20 protein-coding genes are annotated in these 20,233 nt (G+C 36.0%); 3 read left to right on the forward strand and 17 right to left on the reverse strand.

Going from position 1 to position 20,233, the window contains the following annotated elements; translation table 11 throughout:
- Positions 1–130: 130 nt before the first annotated feature.
- The 8 genes from ACFSO7_RS12420 to ACFSO7_RS12455 form a co-directional block, all read right to left on the reverse strand.
- Positions 131–1,177, reverse strand: a complete 1,047-nt coding sequence (locus ACFSO7_RS12420; RefSeq protein ID WP_377877649.1) for a DmpA family aminopeptidase — start codon at positions 1,175–1,177, stop codon at positions 131–133.
- On the reverse strand, positions 1,167–2,120 hold the full coding sequence (locus tag ACFSO7_RS12425) for a dipeptidase (RefSeq protein ID WP_377877650.1): 954 nt from the start codon (positions 2,118–2,120) through the stop codon (positions 1,167–1,169). The genes ACFSO7_RS12420 and ACFSO7_RS12425 overlap by 11 nt, the downstream gene beginning before the upstream one ends.
- Before the next feature lie 26 nt (positions 2,121–2,146).
- Complete coding sequence (gene dat / locus ACFSO7_RS12430) at positions 2,147–2,992, reverse strand: D-amino-acid transaminase (RefSeq protein WP_377877651.1); 846 nt, start codon at positions 2,990–2,992, stop codon at positions 2,147–2,149.
- A 136-nt stretch (positions 2,993–3,128) separates the two neighbouring features.
- Positions 3,129–3,983, reverse strand: coding sequence for an MBL fold metallo-hydrolase (locus tag ACFSO7_RS12435; RefSeq protein WP_377877652.1), 855 nt, complete (start codon positions 3,981–3,983; stop codon positions 3,129–3,131).
- A 79-nt stretch (positions 3,984–4,062) separates the two neighbouring features.
- Positions 4,063–4,383, reverse strand: coding sequence for a ribonuclease E inhibitor RraB (locus ACFSO7_RS12440; RefSeq protein WP_377877653.1), 321 nt, complete (start codon positions 4,381–4,383; stop codon positions 4,063–4,065).
- 122 nt (positions 4,384–4,505) lie between these two features.
- Positions 4,506–5,069: a DJ-1/PfpI family protein gene (locus tag ACFSO7_RS12445; RefSeq protein ID WP_377877654.1), complete on the reverse strand. Its 564-nt coding sequence runs from the start codon at positions 5,067–5,069 to the stop codon at positions 4,506–4,508.
- A 153-nt stretch (positions 5,070–5,222) separates the two neighbouring features.
- Positions 5,223–5,921, reverse strand: coding sequence for a hypothetical protein (locus ACFSO7_RS12450; RefSeq protein WP_377877655.1), 699 nt, complete (start codon positions 5,919–5,921; stop codon positions 5,223–5,225).
- Between the two features lie 133 nt (positions 5,922–6,054).
- The gene (locus ACFSO7_RS12455) at positions 6,055–6,402 is read right to left on the reverse strand and encodes a YkgJ family cysteine cluster protein (protein ID WP_377877656.1); all 348 of its coding nucleotides are present in this window, start codon (positions 6,400–6,402) and stop codon (positions 6,055–6,057) included.
- Positions 6,403–6,636: 234 nt separating this feature from the next.
- On the opposite strand from ACFSO7_RS12455, the gene ACFSO7_RS12460 reads away from it, so the two are divergent.
- A complete protein-coding gene (locus tag ACFSO7_RS12460) occupies positions 6,637–7,545 on the forward strand; it encodes an MBL fold metallo-hydrolase (RefSeq protein ID WP_377877657.1) in 909 nt (302 codons plus the stop codon).
- Between the two features lie 127 nt (positions 7,546–7,672).
- Here the strand turns inward: ACFSO7_RS12460 and ACFSO7_RS12465 are convergent, their stop codons facing one another.
- Positions 7,673–8,152: an NUDIX hydrolase gene (locus ACFSO7_RS12465; RefSeq protein WP_377877658.1), complete on the reverse strand. Its 480-nt coding sequence runs from the start codon at positions 8,150–8,152 to the stop codon at positions 7,673–7,675.
- A gap of 17 nt (positions 8,153–8,169) precedes the next feature.
- On the reverse strand, positions 8,170–9,387 hold the full coding sequence (locus ACFSO7_RS12470; protein WP_377877659.1) for an MFS transporter: 1,218 nt from the start codon (positions 9,385–9,387) through the stop codon (positions 8,170–8,172).
- A gap of 310 nt (positions 9,388–9,697) precedes the next feature.
- Between ACFSO7_RS12470 and ACFSO7_RS12475 the strand changes: the two genes are divergently transcribed.
- Entirely contained in the window at positions 9,698–10,543 is an 846-nt protein-coding gene (locus tag ACFSO7_RS12475) for an AraC family transcriptional regulator (RefSeq protein ID WP_377877660.1), read from the forward strand.
- Positions 10,544–10,675: 132 nt separating this feature from the next.
- Here ACFSO7_RS12475 and ACFSO7_RS12480 read toward each other — a convergent pair whose 3' ends face one another.
- The 7 genes from ACFSO7_RS12480 to ACFSO7_RS12510 all read right to left on the reverse strand — a co-directional run bounded on the left by ACFSO7_RS12480 (position 10,676) and on the right by ACFSO7_RS12510 (position 18,195).
- Entirely contained in the window at positions 10,676–11,164 is a 489-nt protein-coding gene (locus ACFSO7_RS12480; RefSeq protein WP_377877661.1) for a hypothetical protein, read from the reverse strand.
- Positions 11,165–11,175: 11 nt separating this feature from the next.
- Entirely contained in the window at positions 11,176–11,433 is a 258-nt protein-coding gene (locus tag ACFSO7_RS12485) for a hypothetical protein (RefSeq protein ID WP_377877662.1), read from the reverse strand.
- 274 nt (positions 11,434–11,707) lie between these two features.
- On the reverse strand, positions 11,708–12,697 hold the full coding sequence (locus ACFSO7_RS12490) for an HAAS signaling domain-containing protein (protein WP_377877663.1): 990 nt from the start codon (positions 12,695–12,697) through the stop codon (positions 11,708–11,710).
- Positions 12,684–13,031, reverse strand: a complete 348-nt coding sequence (locus tag ACFSO7_RS12495) for a PadR family transcriptional regulator (protein WP_377877664.1) — start codon at positions 13,029–13,031, stop codon at positions 12,684–12,686. The genes ACFSO7_RS12490 and ACFSO7_RS12495 overlap by 14 nt, the downstream gene beginning before the upstream one ends.
- A gap of 260 nt (positions 13,032–13,291) precedes the next feature.
- Positions 13,292–15,067, reverse strand: a complete 1,776-nt coding sequence (locus tag ACFSO7_RS12500) for an ABC transporter substrate-binding protein (protein ID WP_377878003.1) — start codon at positions 15,065–15,067, stop codon at positions 13,292–13,294.
- A gap of 136 nt (positions 15,068–15,203) precedes the next feature.
- Positions 15,204–16,706: an ABC transporter permease gene (locus tag ACFSO7_RS12505; RefSeq protein ID WP_377877665.1), complete on the reverse strand. Its 1,503-nt coding sequence runs from the start codon at positions 16,704–16,706 to the stop codon at positions 15,204–15,206.
- Positions 16,707–16,731: 25 nt separating this feature from the next.
- On the reverse strand, positions 16,732–18,195 hold the full coding sequence (locus ACFSO7_RS12510) for an ABC transporter permease (RefSeq protein ID WP_377877666.1): 1,464 nt from the start codon (positions 18,193–18,195) through the stop codon (positions 16,732–16,734).
- A 275-nt stretch (positions 18,196–18,470) separates the two neighbouring features.
- On the opposite strand from ACFSO7_RS12510, the gene ACFSO7_RS12515 reads away from it, so the two are divergent.
- Entirely contained in the window at positions 18,471–20,210 is a 1,740-nt protein-coding gene (locus tag ACFSO7_RS12515; RefSeq protein WP_377877667.1) for an ABC transporter ATP-binding protein, read from the forward strand.
- Positions 20,211–20,233 lie beyond the last annotated feature (23 nt).

A 20,233-nucleotide genomic window follows, 5' to 3' on the forward strand; every position in this document is an offset into this window, starting at 1 on the left:
ATAATCTGTGATAGTTGAACCTTCCTGAAAATGGAAGACGGGGGTTTTACTTAAAGTCGGCCATTTTTCTTAAAAATTATTACTTGACCTATTCCCCATTATACGCTGGCACCATCCAGTTTTTTCCGAATCAAAACAGAATCTGATGAACAATCCTACCATTGCGGCCTTTTGTTGTCCTTGCTTGAGCCAAAGAATTGATAATCGCTTCTTCTGTAGCTTCTGCTGCTCCTGCAAAAAGTTGGTTCATGATTGGATGATCATCCCTAAGCTGATTATGTGATTCCATGTCTTTATCATAGAAATGTGAGCGCAGATTTGCGGTTGAGAAGGCAATAACAATATCACCACTACCATGACTGAAATGACTTCCTGTTCTACCTAAGCCAATGCCACTTCGCTTTGCCACTCTTAAAAGCTGCCGATCACTTAGTGGGGCATCGGTGGCTAATACAATAATAATCGAGCCGTCAGACGTTTCAGATAACCCATCCACTTTATCCGATTGATTTAGGAAATATTTTTGCGCTTGAAGTTCTTCTTTTTTCCCAAAATTAGATAGAACAAGACAGCCGATTGTATACTTTTCGCTATTTGCACTTTGAATAACTCGAGAAGAAGATCCAATTCCACCTTTATAGCCAAAGCAAACCATTCCTTTGCCCGCACCAACTGCACCTTCTTCTGCTTGATCATTCGATGCTTTGTTAATCGCCTGAATCGCATGTTCGGCTCGGACAGGTAAATGACGAATAGAGTTTAAATAGCTGTCATTACATTCACCAACTACAATGTTAATTGTACCTGTCGTTTCTCCAATTTCATGATTTTTATCAAGCATATAGCGCAGTGTACCTTCTGTCACGGCAGGAACACCAAATGTATTAGTCAGCATAATAGGCGATTCGATTAAACCTAGTTCATTTACTTGAACAAGTCCCGTTGTTTTTCCAAAGCCGTTTAATACATAACTAGCGGCAGTTACTTTTTCTTTAAAGAGATTTCCACCGTGTGGTAATATGGCCGTTACGCCAGTACAGGCATATTCCTTTCCCTCTTCATCTAACGGAAAATCTAACGTAACATGTCCCACTTTTACCTCACTAACATCGGTAATACAATTTTTTCTGCCAGTAGGTAAGTTTCCAACAATCACTCCATTTTCCCTAGCCTTCATATTTCTCTCCAGAGACTACATTAGGCCGATTATTCATAAAGTTCTCGTATGCAAAGCCTCTTACTTCTTCTTCCTTAAAGTGTTTTAATAATTCATTTATTAAATTTTGACTCATGGAAGCATCCTCTAGACCCGCTACATACGTCGATATCCCATCAAAGTCTGAACCTAACCCGATTTGTTTTACCCCACCTAAGGAACAAAAATGTTCAATATGTTTAACAACATCTGTAACATTTGCTTTGCCATCTAATTTTACAAAAGGAGGACAATATACAACATGAATCATTCCACCTTTATTGAACATTGCAGTAGCTTGCTCATCATATAAATTACGAGGATGATCACAAAGCGTTCTTGAATTAGAGTGGCTTGCAATCGGATATTTTGCTAATTCCATAACGTCCCAAAATGCGTTTTCACTTAAATGTGAAACGTCTGTTAATATTTGATGCTCGTTGTTCAATCGAACAATATCTTTTCCAAATAGGGTAAGTCCTCCTCCACGAGGTTCACCAGCGCCGTCTGCTGCTAAATTGGCATTATTCCATGTTAATCCAACGGAACGAACACCTAACTGGTAAAGAATTCTAAGCTTTGTCAGATCGTTCCCAATCGCATCGACACCTTCTAGTGTTAACATCGCACCAATCTCGCCATCTTGTAATCGATCAAAATCAAACCACTCTTTGATATGCTTCATTTCAGGATTCTTTCCTAATACTTCATAATAGAAATAATCGATTTGATCCAAGACACATTGAAATTTTTGCTCTTCCTTCATGACCGGATCAACAAAAATTGCAAAGCATTGGACTTTTACTTTTCCTTTTTGTAGGCGAGTTTTATTTGTGTTCAATTCTTTCGCATCAGCAAATCTTAATGTTCCTTTAGCTTCGTAAAGCTTAAGAAGTGCATCACAATGAAGATCAATGATATGCATTTCATCCCACCATCCAATCGCAGATATTAAACATTTATTGAAGCAGTTAATTTTGTAAGCTCGTTATAAATCTGTTTTGTTTGTTCACCTGGTTTACCATTCCCAATTGGCTGATCATTTACCTTTACAATTGGCAAAACTTCAGAAGTTGTACTTGTTATAAATACTTCATCAGATTCTAGAAGCTCATCCTGGGTGAAGTGCTTTTCAACAAAATCGAATTTTAAAGCTTCCAAAATGTTCTTTACTGCTATTCGAGTGATACCTGGCAAAATATGCTTGGAAAGAGGAGTAGTTATAATCCTTCCATTTTTAATGATGAATACATTCGAACTAGTCCCCTCCGTTATAAACCCATCTCTCACTAATATCGCCTCAAAGCAACCTGCTTCAAAGGCTGTTTGCTTAGCTAATATATTAGGTAATAGATTAAGTGATTTTATGTAACAATTTGCCCATCGCTCATCTTCATGAAAAATGGCGGTTTCACCTTTTTCTCTAATTTCCTCTGAAATTGGTTTTGCAGGTCTAACTGTCATAGCAATGGATACTGGAGCATTTGGAAAAAGATGCTGACGTGTTGCAATACCTCTAGTAATTTGTAAGTAAACATTACAATCCTTTAATTGTGATTTCTCTACAGCTTCATTTATAAGCTTTGTAAAATCATCAATAGAATCAGTAATCGGCAGCTTAATCGCCTTTGAACTATTTATTAATCGGTCTAAATGTTCTTCTAACATAAATGGCTTGCCATTATAAAAACGTATCACTTCGTACACTCCATCACCAAATTGATGTCCTCTTTCATCAATCGGTATGACTCGTTCATCCAAGGCAATAAACTTCCCGTTAAAATAGCCAATACTCATAGGATGTCCCCCTTTATCTTTCCATCTTTATCTACTAAAAAGTTCTTCAAAAGAATCCTATTTCCTTCTCCATTTGTATAAGAAAAGAGCTGCATTTGCAGCCCTTTTCTGAAATATCTCGATATAAATTCAATGATTAATTATTATAACCATTAACAAAGTATTCAATCGTTTCAAGCTCATCCTCGTTTAGCTTTCGTCCTACATGATTTTCATAAGCATCAATTATATTATTCCTATTTCCTTGAAACTCTATTGTCATCGAAGCAATGTTTCTTAATAGTTGAACTTCGAGATTAAACTCATCTTTTGAAATCGGTTTCCAGTGTGAAAGCACATAGGTATCTGCATCAAATGTTTCTAATACGTCTAACAAATCAAGAGTTCTTTGTGTTGTATAGTTTCTCTTTTCCGCAAAAATATCTGGATAAATACAGTCTGCTAAAAATAATATTTTTTCTTCCTTAACAAACACAACTACAGAATCAGGTGCATGGTCACCACCTACATGCTGTAAAATACATGTGACTCCACCAAGGTCGATTTCTAAACGGTTTTCAAAAGTTACATCTGGTAAAGTAATTGTAATATCTCGATGACTTTCAAATTCCTTCTTTATACAAGTGGCACAAAATTCAATTTCCGTACCTTCCCTTACCCTCTCATCCAATGCTTCATCTGACCATATCAGTGGAGTTAATTTCTCCATTTCTTCTTTTGTTTGTTTAGATGCTAGCGAATTCATATTTTTTAAAGAAGAAAGACCGAAGATATGATCCCAATGCCAATGGGTTAGGACAACTATATTAGGTTCACGTATTTGTTTTTTATTTAGCTCATTTAGGAAATAATCTGCATGCGCTTCCGAATTTCCTGCATCAATCATTAGCGTATTATTATCTCCTACAACGACTCCCAAAATGGGACGGTCCGTCTCTGACACAGGGGTCAAGTACCAAAATCGATCTGTTAATTTTTCTAATGTATGCATGGGGCTTTCCCCCTTTTCCATATAATATTTCTTTACATGACTATCACCGTAAGGAACACTTACCGATCCATATTCCTTATTAATCTACAAAAACTCCCCAACCATCAGAATAACCACCATGCGGTTTACTTAGGTCATCAAGTTTTTTCTGTATTTTAATCAATTCACTATAATTCAATAGCATTCTTTTAGAACAACAGCATGCCCACTCTTCTGTATCATCGTCCTGTTCAAGGAAACAATTGAATCCCTCACCTTTTAGTACTATCGCTAACTTTTCACCTGCATCTTTATTAGAAACAGCAACAAAAAATTCCACAGAGTGTTGTTTTTTGAAGTCTAATCCTTCTTTGTAAAGACTACGTAAAGCATCTCCATCTGCATCATTCGGAAATTTCATATGGTTTATCCTCCAGTTTCAAGTTCATTCAATATGCTTATTATACTTCATAAAGTTTTATTAATTAAACTGGAGATTAATATACAGCTTTTCAACTTTGTTTCTATAATTCTAATAGTTTCCTATCCCTCAATTTCTTGATTTCTTGAAAGCTTCAAGGCAATTTGCTCTATTTTTGAATTTAATTCTGTTATTCCTAGCTTCTTTAATACTGCTTGCATAAATTCATAATGTGCAAAGCCCTTGCTAGTGATTAAGTGCTCACTAACAACGCAGTCTGTATTCGTGAAGATGCCCTTTGAGCAGTACTCGGCAAAATGATCTTTTATATGTGGCATTGTCGTATATTCCCCCTCGATTACTCCTGCCGCAGCCACTAGGACAGAGGAAGCACAGCTTGCCGCAATTAATCCGTTGTATTCTTTTAGAAATCTCTTTAGAATTTCATTTTCTAATAATTCTGAGGTGATTTCACCTCCAGGCAACAATAGCATCTTATATTGATGTGGATCTTTCATTTCGAGGGACTCTGTGCTGACAAGAATACCACCGTCAGTAGGTACTAGACCACCATTGATTGAAAGAGTTTCTATCGTATAGCCTGCATTTTTTAAAAACATTTGCAAAAGAGAAACCTGCCAAATGGCAAAATGGTTGAAAACAATAAAACCAATTTTATTCTCCATTAATTTAACCTCCCTAATTAACTTCTATATTTTAAGAAATCAATAACTTAATTTCTTACTAATCTCATAAAAGCAGGTGAAACCTAACAGGTGCGAAAAGCGCCAACAAGGCTCACCGCACGCCCCGCGGAAAGCAAGCACCTGGAGCGAAAATCAACTTTCTACTTTGACAGAGCAATTTTTTTTAAAAACTAGTACGAGAAAAATAGATCCTATTGTCAATCCCAAAGTCATACCCATTTGGAAAATGAGTAATAAAAATTGATGATTTAAAATGTATCCAATAAATCCGATGAAACAAAAGATACTAGTGGCAAAAAAAGCAATTCTTAATGCTAGATTGATTCCTTTTCCTTTGAATAAAATGCCAATGAATAAAGTGGATAAACCTAAAAACAAACTCCAAGCTAGCATATTGATGGCAAAGGAGAATGACCTTGGGTTAAACTGGACAAAGTTTTCTAAACTCTGGGCTACTCCATCATTTATACTGATCCTTACAATAGTAAATTGAACAAAATAATTGATACAAGCTAATATTACAAAAGCTAATCCAAAATATAAACTCATTCGACTAAAAATTTTATTGGATTGTTCCACACTTTCATGTAGACAGCACAAGATAACCATAAAACACAAAGTCGAAATAAAAGCAATCAGTTGGCTATATGTATATAAGTTTATAAACTTCTCATCCACAAAACTTAAAAATTGCTCCAAATTCACATACTTTGGAATCGCGTACTGACTGACTAGTATTCCCATACTTGTGCCATACAGTATTCCAGTTAAGGTAAAGATCATGGAACTCCAATATCCTAATAAACGAACCTGATTGCTTATCTGCTTCAATTTTTCACTCCCTTTAATTCTATTAAATCACACCCATTCACGGATGACTTTTTAGAAATTGCGTATTTCCGGTAGCAATAATTAAACAATAAGCCTATCAAAAGTCCATTTAAAATCCGACCTAAAATTTTCCTTAACTAAAATGTTCCCACTGGAAATCAACACTAAGGATTCCAACAAACTTTTCACTTATTTCCTCCATATCTTTTGTTGCTAATTTTGGATTTCGGAAACACACTAACTCCTTGTAATAGCCAAATTTACGGCAAATGGCAGGACGAACGGAATAAATACCGCATTTATCCTTATCTAAGTCATAGAATATGCATGTCCCGTAATACCTTTTCTGATTTTGTAATTTTGAGCGAAATCGGGTAGGCATGGATTTTACCTTTTTTTTAATATCTTTAAACTCCTTTGCTGTGATGGGGACTGGACCACAGCATAACCCTTTACATCCAACACACGGAAGACTCTCCATCTTTTACCTCCTCCACTATTTCTCATGTAATTCTAGGAAGTTTCCAAACTATATATATTATTTAACATAAAACTAAATAATTTATCAACGGTAAATATTTTATCATAACACAAATAAATATTTTTGTCAATGAACTTTTGTTAAATAAGACATTCCTCATGTGTGACCCTGACTTGAATTATTGCTATACTAAGGCATAAAGTAAGATTCTCTATATTAAAAGGTGAATATGTTATGAAGAAATATACGAATTTGGATAATATAACAAACAACAAATCGTTTAAGGACATGAGAAAATGGCAAAAGGAACGAAGAATCAAGGTGAAGGACTTATCTATCAATATTGAACAGTGCCCCATTAAAAGGGTGGAATTCATCAACGGAAATAGAAGTCTAACATCCTATACATGGATTGGACATTCTACCTTTTTGATTCAAATGAATGGATTAAATATTTTAACTGACCCGGTGTGGGCCAAGCGAATGGGGATTCAGAAGAGATTAACAGACCCAGGCATTTCATTAGAGGATCTGCCGGAGATCGATGTGGTTGTTATTTCTCATGGTCATTATGACCATTTAGACTTCCCTACTTTGAAAAAATTAAAAGGAAATCCTCACTACTTTGTTCCGATTGGTTTGAAGTCCCTTTTTATCAGAAAAGGCTATAAGAAGGTGACTGAGATGAGCTGGTGGGATAGCTCCGAACATGGTGAAATCAACGTCCATTTTGTTCCTGCCCAGCATTGGACAAGAAGATCATTACGAGATATGAATACATCCCACTGGGGTGGTTGGATTTTTCAAACAGCTCAGGAGACATTGTATTTTGTTGGTGATACAGGTTATTTCCGCGGCTTTAAACAAATAGCAGAACGATTTACCATTGATACAGTGTTCATGCCAATTGGAGCTTATGAGCCCGAATGGTTTATGGCTGATTCCCATATATCTCCTGAAGACAGTGTGAAAGCCTTCATCGAATTAAAAGCAAATAACTTTGTGCCAATGCATTATGGCGCTTACCGACTAGCAGACGACACAGGTCCCGAAGCATTAGAACGCTTATATCGGGAATGGGAAAAGCAACAGCTTCCTAAGGAACAATTAAAGGTCCTTTTACTTGGTGAAACAGTCTTTTAATAGAGGTGCCTCCCCTACAATCATTAGATAGGAGGGGGCACTTGGAATATTTATAAAGAACTCCATTATGTTTCAAATTTTGAACAGGCTCAATATGTTAGAATAATTCCACTTCAAATTTCACAGGTCAAACATTCATATGTAATATAACCGAAGCATACTCCGTTATATGCCCATTCTCATAGAAAAATTGATGTTCTAATCCATATTCCCCTCGCAGCATTTTAGGCAAAAATAATTGAATATTGCTGACAACGCCATGATTGTTAGGATTTAATATCCAATCAATCTCTTTCCAATCAAGTATTCCTTCCTCCATTTGAATAGGAGTATCAATCATTATTCCTTCTGGTAACTCAGCCATAAACACATACATACCTGATTCTCCAGCTTCACTTTTCCAAATAACATCACCGGCATATATTACTTTATCTAAGCTAATCCCGGTTTCTTCCCGTGCTTCCCTTATGATTGCATCAAATGGAGATTCATTCGCTTCAATTTTCCCGCCAACACCATTCCACAATCCCATATTTGGTTTTTTGTTTCTATTTAATAGAAGGATTGTATCATTTCTTCTAATAAAGCAAATTGTGTACTTTAGCATGTTAAAGCTCCTACTCTTTATACCATTTTATCTTTAGAAACTACTTTTCTTCTAAATGTACTATTTAACTCTCCCGAATTCCAGTAAACTGTTCCCATGGCTATTAATAGTAATATTCCAGTTACAATAAACACACTATGGACCGGAAAGATTCCACCAAGGAATCCGCCAATAATAGGACCAGTCATCCCACCTAATTGGTTCGCTGTTTGATTTAAACTAAAGGCTCTTCCGCGGAAATCATCTGGAGTGGATTTTACGACAAGCCCATTTAATGCAGGGAAAACCGCACAGAAGAAAATACCAAAAGCAAATCGGATTAAGGAAAAGCCCCAAATACTGCTAAATAGGATTTGAGCTAATGTGCCTATTCCACCGCCCATTAGACCGATGAATAATACGCGTTGAAATCCAACCTTATCAGCCCATCTTCCCCAAAATGGGGCAAACAACGCACTAGCGATCCCTGGGAGCGAGAATACAATTCCTGCCAGTAACGAGGTTTTATTAGAAGAAGCACCCAACTCTAAAATGTATAAAGGTAGTACCGGCTCAATTGTCATAATTGAACAACTTGTAACAAGTGTTAAAATCAATACTAGAAAAAACGGACGATTGCTAAGTGCCACTTTAAAGTCCTTCACAACAGAGCCCTTTTCCTTACTTGGTTTGAAGTTCTCCTCTTTTACCCAAAAGATAATCAGGAATGTTGCAAGACCAACAATCATCCCTCCACTCGCAAATGCCCAACGATTTCCCACTAGTTCAGCCATTCCTCCACCTAATAATGGCCCCAATATTCCACCAGACGCAGAGGCTGAGGAAATAAGGGATAGAGCATACCCTACTTTTTCACTTGGGGTATTCGTACCAATCAAGGCGATCGCTCCAGGAATGAATCCGCTTAATAATCCTTGTAAAATTCGCAATGCTAAAATTTCGTACGGATTCGTAACAAAAGCCATTAGTGTGTAAATGACAAAAAGGGCAAATCCTGCCCGAATGATCATTGGTTTTCTTCCATATTTATCGGCCATCCTTCCCCAAAACGGCGAAGCAATCGCACCTGCAAAAAAAGCAGAACTAAATAACAAACCTGACCACATCTCTGTGTGCTCATGTACACCTATTTGCAGCAGAAAAATCGGCAAAAAAGGGATGACCATTGAAAAACTTGCTGATGTAAAAAAGACCCCTACCCAAAGTACCCATAAATTACGCTTCCAAGTTAGCATGCTGTTCATCTCCAAATAGAAGAAAAGTAGATTAATTTTTTAATATTCTAATAATATCACATAAGTTATTTATTTTCATTCCCGAAATATTCGTTTTAAGAAATAAAATGCGATTTCCAATCTCCTTAAATAACCACCTTAGCAACGAATGAGCAGATTCCATTTACGTCTAGTTGAAGAAGGAAAACTATTGAAAATAAGAGAATTAATCTGATTGGGACTTAAAATATAACCGACATTTTCGTGCATAAAAAGTCGGACATAGAATTTTCTTTTCTCATAGACTTAATGTATTGAAAGGAATGAAATTATGGATTGGCTGGAGAGAATGAATAACGCATTAGATTATATTGAAAATAATCTTGACGGAGAGATTGATTACAAAAAAATGGCAGAAGTCGCCTTTAGTTCGGAGTATCATTTTACAAGAATGTTTTCCTCTATTTCTGGTATACCACTCTCAGAATATATTAGACGTAGGAGATTGACACTTGCCGCTTTTGAACTTCAAACAAGCGACATACGGATTATTGATCTCGCCTTTAAGTACGGTTACGGAACTGCTGACTCGTTTTCACGTGCTTTTCAAAAGACTCATGGAATAAAACCCTCTGAAGCTAGAAATAAAGGGGCACAATTAAAAGCCTTTCCAAAGATCACCTTTCAAATTTCAATAAAAGGAGATACTGAAATGGAATACAGAATAGAGAATCTAGATTATGAAATAAGAATTGTCGGGAAAGGTAAGCCTGTAAAAACGAGCAGGGCATTTAAAAATATTCCTACTCTTTGGAACAATGCAAAGAAAGATGGGTTTATGCAAGTCCTAAAAGATATGGCATGGGAAAATCCAAAATGTACTTTGGAAAGTCTCTTAGGAGTATGCGGTAAGGAAGCAGCCATAACTGACGATGAATTTACTTACTTTATGGGAGTACGATATGATGGGGAGCCTCAAGATGATATGGAAATTCTTACAATCCCTCCGAGTACCTGGGTTGTTTTTCCGAACATCGTTGAAGCATGGAAACGTCTATATACAGAATGGGTTCCAACATCTGGATATGAATTAGCTAATTTACCGTGTATTGAATGTTATTACGGTCCCAAGCATAAACCAAGACATGAACTATGGGTTCCGGTTATTCCAAAATAATTACATATAATCTGAAAGAGTTTAAATTAAGGTTGCTACGGCAACCCTAATTTGTTCCACTAACTGAGCAAGGAACATTTATAACAAGTCTTAGTTTCTAGAACAAAAATTAAAAATGAACAAGCGAAAATATTAGTATGAGCTAAAAACATGTAGAATGACTAATATAAAAAAGGAAAAAGCAGTAGCAATATGTAATTTTCTTCGTGTCCCACTCGCTTTCTTACTTCTCATATAGCCCGCAAACAAAGTAAGAGTTAGCACAATTGCCGCCACAAGTCCTGTTAGTAATTTCGGTTTCATTAAGTTAAAAGGAATTGTCATAACTATAAATGCAATGTGAAGTACAATCAGACTAGTCGCTGTTATAGCAATAGGTACATGTTGTTTCATTACCTTTCTTGATATTTTAGCTAATTTCAATTTCACCTTTCGTTTCTTAGATTTTCTTATGATCAAGAAAATAAAGTACATATTAATATTCAATAAAATAAAAATTACTGCTATCTGTGAAAATATTGTCGCCAGTTGCAAGACCATATCCTCTTGTTTATTTAGCATATTCCAAGTAACCATTCCAATAATAAACATAAAATTTAGGATAAGCCAGAAGACAACCACATTCTCACCTCTTAAGGAAAATAAATTTCAATTTTAGTATCATTCCATTCGATAGTAAAAAAATTTGAAAAACTGCTATCCTTTCTAATTGTAAATTTATTAGGTAATTCAATTTGATGACGTATTGTACCATCCTTTATAAATTTGATGGATTGGTCGATTGTATTCATCTCGTCAAAGAAAATTCCTTCTCTTTTCACTAATTCTTCATCTTTATATTCATTAATGATTGTTTGCCTGTTCTTATATTTTAATAAGTCACTTAGCATACAACTCACCTCTGTTCATTTTACCTAATCATATCTCAGCTATTAACTCAATATAGTGACTTAAATTATAAAATGGTAGAAAATTTGCAGTCTAAGTTATATAAATGATTATTCAAAATAATTTTAAAACTTGTTGAAACATGTTTGAGCTTTGTGTAAATTTCCCGGGGAATTTGCTAAGGATTGTCGTTTGTAGAGTAAATTGCACACCTAAATTACAGTTTCAGACACCTTTTATAAAGATAATAATCTCTCTATAAAAGGTGTCTATTTTCTAAATTTTTGATTTCTTATAGCCTTGGTACATGTCGATAACCGCAAATAAAACGAATATAAGGACTATTGCCAAGTAAGCTTGATTACTCCAATTATAATTAATATTAAATAATTCATTGATATAAATTATGAATGAATCGTTTATGAGATTCGGATTGCTAAAAATAATAATAAAAACAATGCTCGATACAAAGTGAAAGATGCCGTTTATCACCGCTACTTTTTTTGTCCATTGGCCTGTAATTCCTTTAGAAATCGCTAAAGTAACTTCTAAACCTATACAAAGAACCACTAATGGCCAGTAGGATAGTAACACTTCATGATTAAAGGTAGGGGTAACAAACACTAGTCCTTCCTTTCCTTTTTCATATACACCTAGAAGTTTTGAAGCATTAAAATAAACCGTTGCCCATATCGCTGTCCAGAAAAGACCTCCAAATACTTCAAATTTTGGAATGACCTTTCCCTTTGGAATATATGGTATAGTCTTCAAATCTTCTGGTTTCCATTCTTCCAAACTAAATGTTAGTGGAAGCGGATTTTTGGTAGGATTGACTCTTTCTAATATGGCAAACACTACCGTTAACCAGAAGAATACTTGTATCCCTGTACTCAAAATTCTCCATATACCCTCACCGAAAGAATGAAGAATGACATTTAATAACGCCTCCCCCTCATATGAAACGATATTTTCAGCAATTAAAGAAATCAATGATATGATTGTGGCAATTGGCAATATCATTTTTAAAAGATTGATATATACATCATAGTAACAAGGACCGATTAAGTGCATTGGTCGATCTCGATATCCGCTCGCTAGGATAGCTGGATTCCCCAACTTTGTGAGAACCACTTTAACATCTTCCTCCGAAAATTCGTCTGGAAGCATATCTTCAATCGTTGAACGTAGTTCGAGTGCAATATCCGCACGATTTTTTTCAGGAAGTCTGCGAGTGACCTCCTGAATATAAAGCTCAATCAGATTCATGGTCTTCCTCTCCTTTTAATAAAATTGAAAGCTCTTGCGATGTCTTTTTCCATTCGTCCTTCAACTCTTCAAAAATTTGAATACCGTATTCGCTCAACACATAATACCTTCTTGGTCTACTTTCAGACGTATCCCAACTACTTGTAACTAACTCTTGTTTTTCCAATCGGCGTAGCAGAGGATATAAAGTACTTTGGTCAATCGTAATCCCGCTTTGCTCTAATAATTGGACTAGGGAATATCCATATTGTGGAGTACGCAACTGACTTAATACCGCTAATGTTAACGTCCCCCTTCGTAGCTCTGTCGTTAATGAATTCAGTAAATTGCTCACTTCCTCACCTCATTTTTGATACTATATGTCATCCGCTACATTATACTATGCGACATACACTATTATGTTTCATAAAATAATAAACCATTGACAATATTTCCACTTTTTTACTACTCCTGGACCTTTGATGACTTGAGGTATCAGGAGGTATTACTGATGGCTATTACAGTTGGAAAAACGGTTATCAATATAAAAAGATCGAAGAGCGGTACCTCTTCGATCTTTTTTCTATCATTAAATTTTCCAAAAGCCTTCAAAAATTATTTACTTGAATAATAATTGTTCAAGAATTCTTTTACCTTCTCTGGGTCCGCTTTTAGTTCATTCCCTGTTTTTACAATTGGACTCACAGTTGAAATCGCTTTAATTTTTTTGTTACGATAATAACTTAAGATTTCATCCTGATTAATGGAGTAGAGAACAGCTTTTCTCAGGTCTTCGCTGTTTGCTACCTCACGATTCGCTGTGTTAAAAAGTAAATATGACACTGCATTACTTTCCCTACTTTGTAATTTCAACTTACTGTCACTCTCTACTACCTCATGTTTATTTTCTGGAACTCCATACAATACATATATTTCACCGTTACGTAGAGCGGATAATGAACTATCCATATCCTTTATGAATCGAAGCGTGATGTTATCAATTTTCGGCTCAAACTCAGTCCCCTTCATATAACCAGGGTTTTTGTGGAAGACAGCTTCATAGTCATTTTTATAAGAAAGAATATATGGACCACTTGTATAGAGGGTATTGTTGTACTTATCTCCTTCAGTAACGGTATTTTGATCACCGTAAGGAGTATCTTTATTTACGTCAAAAGTAGCTACATCGTAAGTGTTAATACTTTCTACTTGTTTTTTAGATACGATACCAGCTGATTGATGTGCTAAATAATTTAAGACTTGTGGAAATGGCTCTGTCGTTGTCATTTTAACCACTTGGTACTTTCCATTCTTATTGTCCGCTTGATTTTTATCGGATACAAGCTCTTTAATTTTTGTATTTAAACCTTTCTCTAGTGTCTCTCTTACCGTTTCATCGCTTCCTGATTGTTTCACTTGTTCAAGAGTACTGAGGTCAGTAACAACTTCTACCGTATTAATATGTTCATGTAAACTATATGTCCGGTGGTCAGGTACTGAATTTTTATCTTTCGCACGATTTAACGAGAAGATTACATCGTCTGCTCCTACTCGCTCTCCAGTATCTTCGGCTTTTTTGTTTGAAATTTTGGCAAAATGGATATCATCTCTTAGCAAGAAATAGAAGTCTGAGTTTCCTTCTCCGTAACTAAAGTTATGTGATAGGGATCCATCTGCAATGATCTGATCATCATCTGTTAGATTAACTAGTCGAACATACATGTTAGTATTTATCATATTAATAGAACCATCATTTCCCTTAATCGGATCAAGTGATGTTAATGTTGGCATCGTTTGAGATAGGATAAGAGGAGCTGTTTTTCGTTTTGATTCATCATTAAAATCAATCGTTTCCCAAGCAAGTGATCGAGATTTTGAAAGTCTTACTGAATCTGGATTCAAAACATCTTTGTTAACTGCCTGTGTTTTTAAAGAAATGTATAAAGGAGCAATATAGGCTTTATCAAATACGAGACGCTGTTCTAATTGTTTATACGTCTCAACGTATTCTTCTGGAGATTGAGTACTTGCTTGATCAATAAGTTTGTCTATTTCTGGATCCGCCATAATACTATAATCGCCGCCGCTTTTGAATAGGGAACGGACTGCATAATCAGGGTTTCCCGTAACTGTTGTCCAACCAGAAAGTGCAATATCGAAATTACCTGCGTCTTGCTGTGCTTTGAAACCACCGTAATCAGGCTGAAGGTTAAGTTTCACATTGAACCCATTTTTGACAAGTTGATCTCGTACAATATTAATATCTTCCTCACCGCTACTCATTCCAAGAAGTTCAATTTCAACTGGCTGATTTTGATTGCTTCCGCCATTGTTACTTTCTTTTGGTTTTTCTGTGACTTCTGATTTTGTTTTTACGCATCCAGCCAACATTAAAATAAGGACAAGGAGCAAGGGGAAAAAGGTCTTTTTCACAATAAGTTCCTCCTAAAATAGTGTTATTTTAAACTATTGATAAAAACAAAACTGATCATGGGTAAACGTACCAAGCCCTTCCAATATATAAGATTTAGTCTGCCTTAGGATCCAAAGCATCCCTAAGTCCATCACCGAGAAAGTTAAACGATAATACAAGTGCTATGATGGCAAGTCCTGGATAAATGGCTAGGTATGAATGAGACTCTAGATAAGTACTTCCAATCTTTAAAATATTTCCCCATTCAGGAATATGTGGTTCTACACCAAGGCCAAGATAACTCAAGCTACTTGTTGCTATTACGGCACCACCAATTGTAAGAGTTGATTTAACGATCATTGGAGCAAGTGAGTTAGGAACTACATGCTTAAAGATAATGGATAGACTAGAAGAACCGAGAGCTTTTGCTGAATCGACATATTCATAATTAGACACCATCAGGACATTCGCTCTCATTGTTCTAGCATAAGTAGGGATTGAACCTACGCTGAGTGCTATAATCAAAGTCACTGTATTTGATCCAAAAGCTGCAATAATCACGATTGCTAACAAAATCCCAGGTATTGCGTACAATACATCTAGTAAACGCATGATGATATTATCGGTACGCTTACCATAGTAACCAGAAAGTGCACCTAAAATGCCACCAATAACAAAGGGAATTACCGTAGACAATATACCTACTACAAGGGAGATCCGAGCCCCGAATACAATCCTTGAGAATAAATCCCTGCCAAAATTGTCTGTTCCTAGAGGATACGCTAGACTTGGTACTTGAAGTATCGCTCCGTAATTATTATCTACGGCCATACTGTAGTCGAAGGTCAAACTGCTGCAAATTGAAATAGAAAATACAAAGACGATAAAAAATAACCCCAACATCGAAGTTGCATTTCTAGTAATTTTTTCCCAAGTTGCATTCCATTTCCCAATTCTCGATTTATCATCACTTCGCACTTTAATCAACAGATTCCAACCAAGTAAAAGAGCAAATAGATTACCCGTTATAGATGTGAGTATGACTGGGATTGCTATATATATCATCCAACTGGAAACATGTTCACCCTTCATTTTTTTCGCAACTAAAACTAGAACAGAAATCTGAAAAATGAGAATGGCTATCAAAATAAACATGGCTAGAAGAAAGGTGTCAGCAACATAAGGTTTAAATAAATTTAGTGCTGATAGGGAAATGACAAAAATTTGCGTGATAACCATGTAAACAGCAAAGGTATATTCCGTTGTCATTTTTCTTTTGATTAAATGAAATGAAAAAATGGTGATGAAGATGTTTCCTATTAAAATACTAAACAATTGAATATATCCCCATCTTCTTGTTGCTTGACGTACATAACCTAACTTATGAAGATCATGTTTGATCATTTGAGTTAAAAATATTTGTATAGTTGTAAAAAGAGCATGTAAGACAAAGACAGAGAATACATAGGGTTTAATCGATTGCTTTTCAAAATCAATACTTATAAGTAACAATACAAGGGTAAGTGCTAGGGAAGTTACTAATGCGAAGTTTGCTTTTGTGTAATCAAGAGATAATTTCAGCGCATGCTTCTTTTTATACTCTGGGACATCGATCATTTTTGGTCTATACACCTGCCTTATCTTAGGATTGTTTCATTTTCGAACGGATTCGAGGGTCAATAAATGCATACAGAATATCTACTAATAGATTGACTAATGATATTGTGATCGCGATATAAATAACCCCACCTAAAATACTTGGTATGTCTGGGATAAATTGCTTATCAACAATGTAGCTCCCAATTCCACTGATGTTAAAAACCTTTTCAGTAACTGCTGCACCACCAAGCATCCCGCCGAACATTAGACCAATGACGGTTATAACTGGAATCATGGCATTACTTACTGCATGCTTCCACAAAACCTGCTGCCTATTTAAACCTTTGGACTTTGCTGTAATAATATAATCTTCGTTAATAACCTCAAGAATCGATGATCTTGTCATTCTCGCAATCGAGGCAGTTAGTCCTGTACCTAAGACAATGGCTGGCATAATGATTGATACCCAATTTTGAGGATTAAAAGTTGCAGGTAACCACTGCAATTTAATAGCGAAATTTAAGATGAAAATTAATCCCTGCCAAAAGTTAGGAATGGACAACCCAATAAGAGCAAAGAACATAAAAGTATAATCAAGAAAAGAATTTGGTTTTGTTGCAGAAATAATCCCTATTGGAATGGCAATGAGGATAGCCATAACTAAGGCAATAACCGTAAGTATCATTGTAATCGGGAATTTTCTAGCTATACTTGCCGCAACTTCTTCATTACCTGAAAAAGATGTCCCAAGGTCGAATGTCAAAATTCCTTTAATCGCGTTCCATAATTGAGTTATAAAGCCTTGATCGAGTCCATGTAAATGATTAAATACAGCAATCTGTTCCTTTGTCGCTGTTTGACCGAGGATATTTGCGGCAGGGTCAAAAGGAGATAAATACAAAATAGTAAATACGACAAACGTAACACCAAAAATAACAAAAATACTCATAAGGAGTCTTTCAAATATGTATTTAATGTATGGGTTGTTAATAAGTAACATTAATACATACATTGGTAGGCCAGGAATGAAGGATAAGATTAAAAAAATAGGTTGAGAGATAAGATTTTGAAAGGTATCGTCATAAGTAATTCTTTTCTTTCCTTGTTGTTCGAGGACAAAATTAGTTTTTTCTACTAATGTTTTTTGAAACTGTTCCTCTGTCCATTTTTTCACTTGCTTCTCTATTTCCAGTTGATTTACTTTTTTCTCAAGAAAAGTATGTTTTCGTAAAATCTGATCTTTAAAATCGATCATTAACTCCTCTTTGTAACCTGATAAAAGTAATATATGCCTGGTTCTTTCCAAAATAGAATAGTACTCGTCTTTTTTTCTCCTATTTAAGTAAAAAAGCAAAACAACTAAGTGAACAGGAAACCCTAGTATAAAAATAAATAATTTGTATGAATTTCTCTGCTGCAGCTTGGCATAGGTTCTACCAATATTTTCAGAAATACGAAGCCTTTTTCGATATACTTTACTAAATTCCGGTACTTTGATGCCCTCCATCGTTTTTTATCCCCTCCTTAAGTTTCGCATGATTCCGAATACTAAAGCATATTCTAATTCTAGTACATTATGAAATGAAATTTTTTAGATTGATTTATCGCAGATTAACGGGCAGTTATACCCCCACCTCAAGGTAATGAGTGAAAACTAGATATCCTAGGTGGGGGAAAACTGCCCGTAAAAGCCAGATTAGTTCAACTAACAATCAGTGGGGGATGAAGCCCCCCCCCACTGATTGAGTTTCACTTTATTTATACTATAGGCAGGTGAAAGATTTGGAACCTATCCTGAAAGTGAAAGATTTACGAGTATCCTTCCAAATGCGCGATGAAGAATTCGAAGCAGTAAAAGGGATAAGTTTTGAAGTGAATAAGGGCGAGACATTAGGAATTGTAGGAGAATCCGGAAGTGGAAAAAGTGTTACTGCACGGTCTATTATGCGACTTCTTCCCTCTCCTCCCTCTTATTTGAAAGAAGGTGAAATAATCTTCCTAGGTGAAAATCTTGCTTATAAAACAGAAAAGGAAATGGAAATGATTCGCGGTCGGGATATCGGAATGATTTTCCAAGATCCAATGACATCTCTTAATCCAACGATGCGAATTGGGAAACAAGTCACAGAAAGCTTGATGAAGCATCAGCAAATGTCTAAGAAAGAAGCTACAAAGAAAGCAATCGAATTACTCAAACTTGTAGGAATCAGAAATAGCGATATTCGTTTCCAACAATACCCTCATGAATTTTCAGGCGGAATGCGCCAACGGGTCATGATTGCGATTGCCCTTGCCTGTCGTCCGACATTACTTATTGCTGATGAACCGACAACTGCTCTAGATGTAACGATTCAGGCACAAATTTTGAATTTGATGAAAGATATGCAGAACCGTTTTGGTACATCCATTATTTTAATCACTCATGATCTTGGTGTTGTTGCAGGTATGTGCGACCGAGTCGCAGTTATGAAGAATGGAGAGATCGTAGAGACTGGTAAAACGACTGAGATTTTTGAAAACCCGAAGCATTCTTATACGTTGAAGCTATTAAATGCACTCCCACGTTTAGATGAAAAGAAAAAGATCAAATCAACACCACTTATCTCTCCAAAAATTGATAAAACTAAACCATTACTTGAGGTAAGGTCGTTGACACAATCTTTTGATTTAGGAAAAGGAAATGTTCTGAAAGCAGTAGATAACATTAGTTTTCAGATCCGTCCTGGTGAGACTCTAGGGCTTGTTGGTGAGTCTGGCTCTGGCAAGTCCACAACTGGACGTGCTATCTTGCGTCTTCATGAACCAACAAGTGGTGATGTATTATACCAGGGAATTCCAGTAAATCGCCTTTCACAAAATGAAATGAAGGCCATGCGTCGTCATATGCAAATGATTTTCCAAGACCCATATGCATCGCTTAACCCAAGACTTAAAGTCCTTGATATAATTGGGCAAGCATTAGACATACATAAGCTTTGCGATAGTAAAGCAGAACGAAAGAATAGGGTTGAGGAACTACTCGAAATGGTTGGACTGGACCCTAAGTTTTCTATGCGCTTTCCACATGAGTTCTCCGGCGGCCAGCGTCAACGGATTGGCATTGCCCGGGCACTAGCAGTTGAACCAACGTTTATCGTATGTGATGAACCGCTTTCCGCTCTAGATGTATCGATTCAATCACAAGTTGTACAATTACTAGAAGAACTTCAGCAGCGACTTGGATTAACCTATTTATTCATTGCTCATGACCTTTCAATGGTGAAACACATTAGTGATCGGGTTGCTGTGATGTACGCAGGTAAAATTGTGGAGCTCGCTGAAAGCGAAGAACTCTATACAAATCCGCAACATGAATATACGAAGTCATTGCTTTCTGCTATTCCTGTTCCTGATCCTAAAATTGAATCAAAAAAGAAAAGAGTATTAATGGACGAACAGACGGACGACGATCCATATCAGTTACGTAATTCAGTGCTTGTTGAAATAACTCAAGGGCATTGGGTTGCACTCCCAACGGGATGAAACAAGCATATACGGCATAGCTC

It is taken from the genome of Bacillus sp. CGMCC 1.16607, assembly GCF_042683745.1.
Classification (GTDB): Bacteria; Bacillota; Bacilli; order Bacillales; family Cytobacillaceae; genus Pseudoneobacillus.

What these genes read in the sequence shown, in the direction of transcription:
- ACFSO7_RS12420 (WP_377877649.1), bottom strand. Translation starts at nt 1,177, where the DNA reads ATGAAGGCTAGGGAAAATGGAGTGATTGTTGGAAACTTACCTACTGGC.
- ACFSO7_RS12425 (WP_377877650.1), bottom strand. Translation starts at nt 2,120, where the DNA reads ATGCATATCATTGATCTTCATTGTGATGCACTTCTTAAGCTTTACGAA.
- dat (WP_377877651.1), bottom strand. Translation starts at nt 2,992, where the DNA reads ATGAGTATTGGCTATTTTAACGGGAAGTTTATTGCCTTGGATGAACGA.
- ACFSO7_RS12435 (WP_377877652.1), bottom strand. Translation starts at nt 3,983, where the DNA reads ATGCATACATTAGAAAAATTAACAGATCGATTTTGGTACTTGACCCCT.
- ACFSO7_RS12440 (WP_377877653.1), bottom strand. Translation starts at nt 4,383, where the DNA reads ATGAAATTTCCGAATGATGCAGATGGAGATGCTTTACGTAGTCTTTAC.
- ACFSO7_RS12445 (WP_377877654.1), bottom strand. Translation starts at nt 5,069, where the DNA reads ATGGAGAATAAAATTGGTTTTATTGTTTTCAACCATTTTGCCATTTGG.
- ACFSO7_RS12455 (WP_377877656.1), bottom strand. Translation starts at nt 6,402, where the DNA reads ATGGAGAGTCTTCCGTGTGTTGGATGTAAAGGGTTATGCTGTGGTCCA.
- ACFSO7_RS12460 (WP_377877657.1), top strand. Translation starts at nt 6,637, where the DNA reads ATGAAGAAATATACGAATTTGGATAATATAACAAACAACAAATCGTTT.
- ACFSO7_RS12465 (WP_377877658.1), bottom strand. Translation starts at nt 8,152, where the DNA reads ATGCTAAAGTACACAATTTGCTTTATTAGAAGAAATGATACAATCCTT.
- ACFSO7_RS12470 (WP_377877659.1), bottom strand. Translation starts at nt 9,387, where the DNA reads ATGCTAACTTGGAAGCGTAATTTATGGGTACTTTGGGTAGGGGTCTTT.
- ACFSO7_RS12475 (WP_377877660.1), top strand. Translation starts at nt 9,698, where the DNA reads ATGGATTGGCTGGAGAGAATGAATAACGCATTAGATTATATTGAAAAT.
- ACFSO7_RS12485 (WP_377877662.1), bottom strand. Translation starts at nt 11,433, where the DNA reads ATGCTAAGTGACTTATTAAAATATAAGAACAGGCAAACAATCATTAAT.
- ACFSO7_RS12490 (WP_377877663.1), bottom strand. Translation starts at nt 12,697, where the DNA reads ATGAATCTGATTGAGCTTTATATTCAGGAGGTCACTCGCAGACTTCCT.
- ACFSO7_RS12500 (WP_377878003.1), bottom strand. Translation starts at nt 15,067, where the DNA reads ATGTTGGCTGGATGCGTAAAAACAAAATCAGAAGTCACAGAAAAACCA.
- ACFSO7_RS12505 (WP_377877665.1), bottom strand. Translation starts at nt 16,706, where the DNA reads ATGATCGATGTCCCAGAGTATAAAAAGAAGCATGCGCTGAAATTATCT.
- ACFSO7_RS12510 (WP_377877666.1), bottom strand. Translation starts at nt 18,195, where the DNA reads ATGGAGGGCATCAAAGTACCGGAATTTAGTAAAGTATATCGAAAAAGG.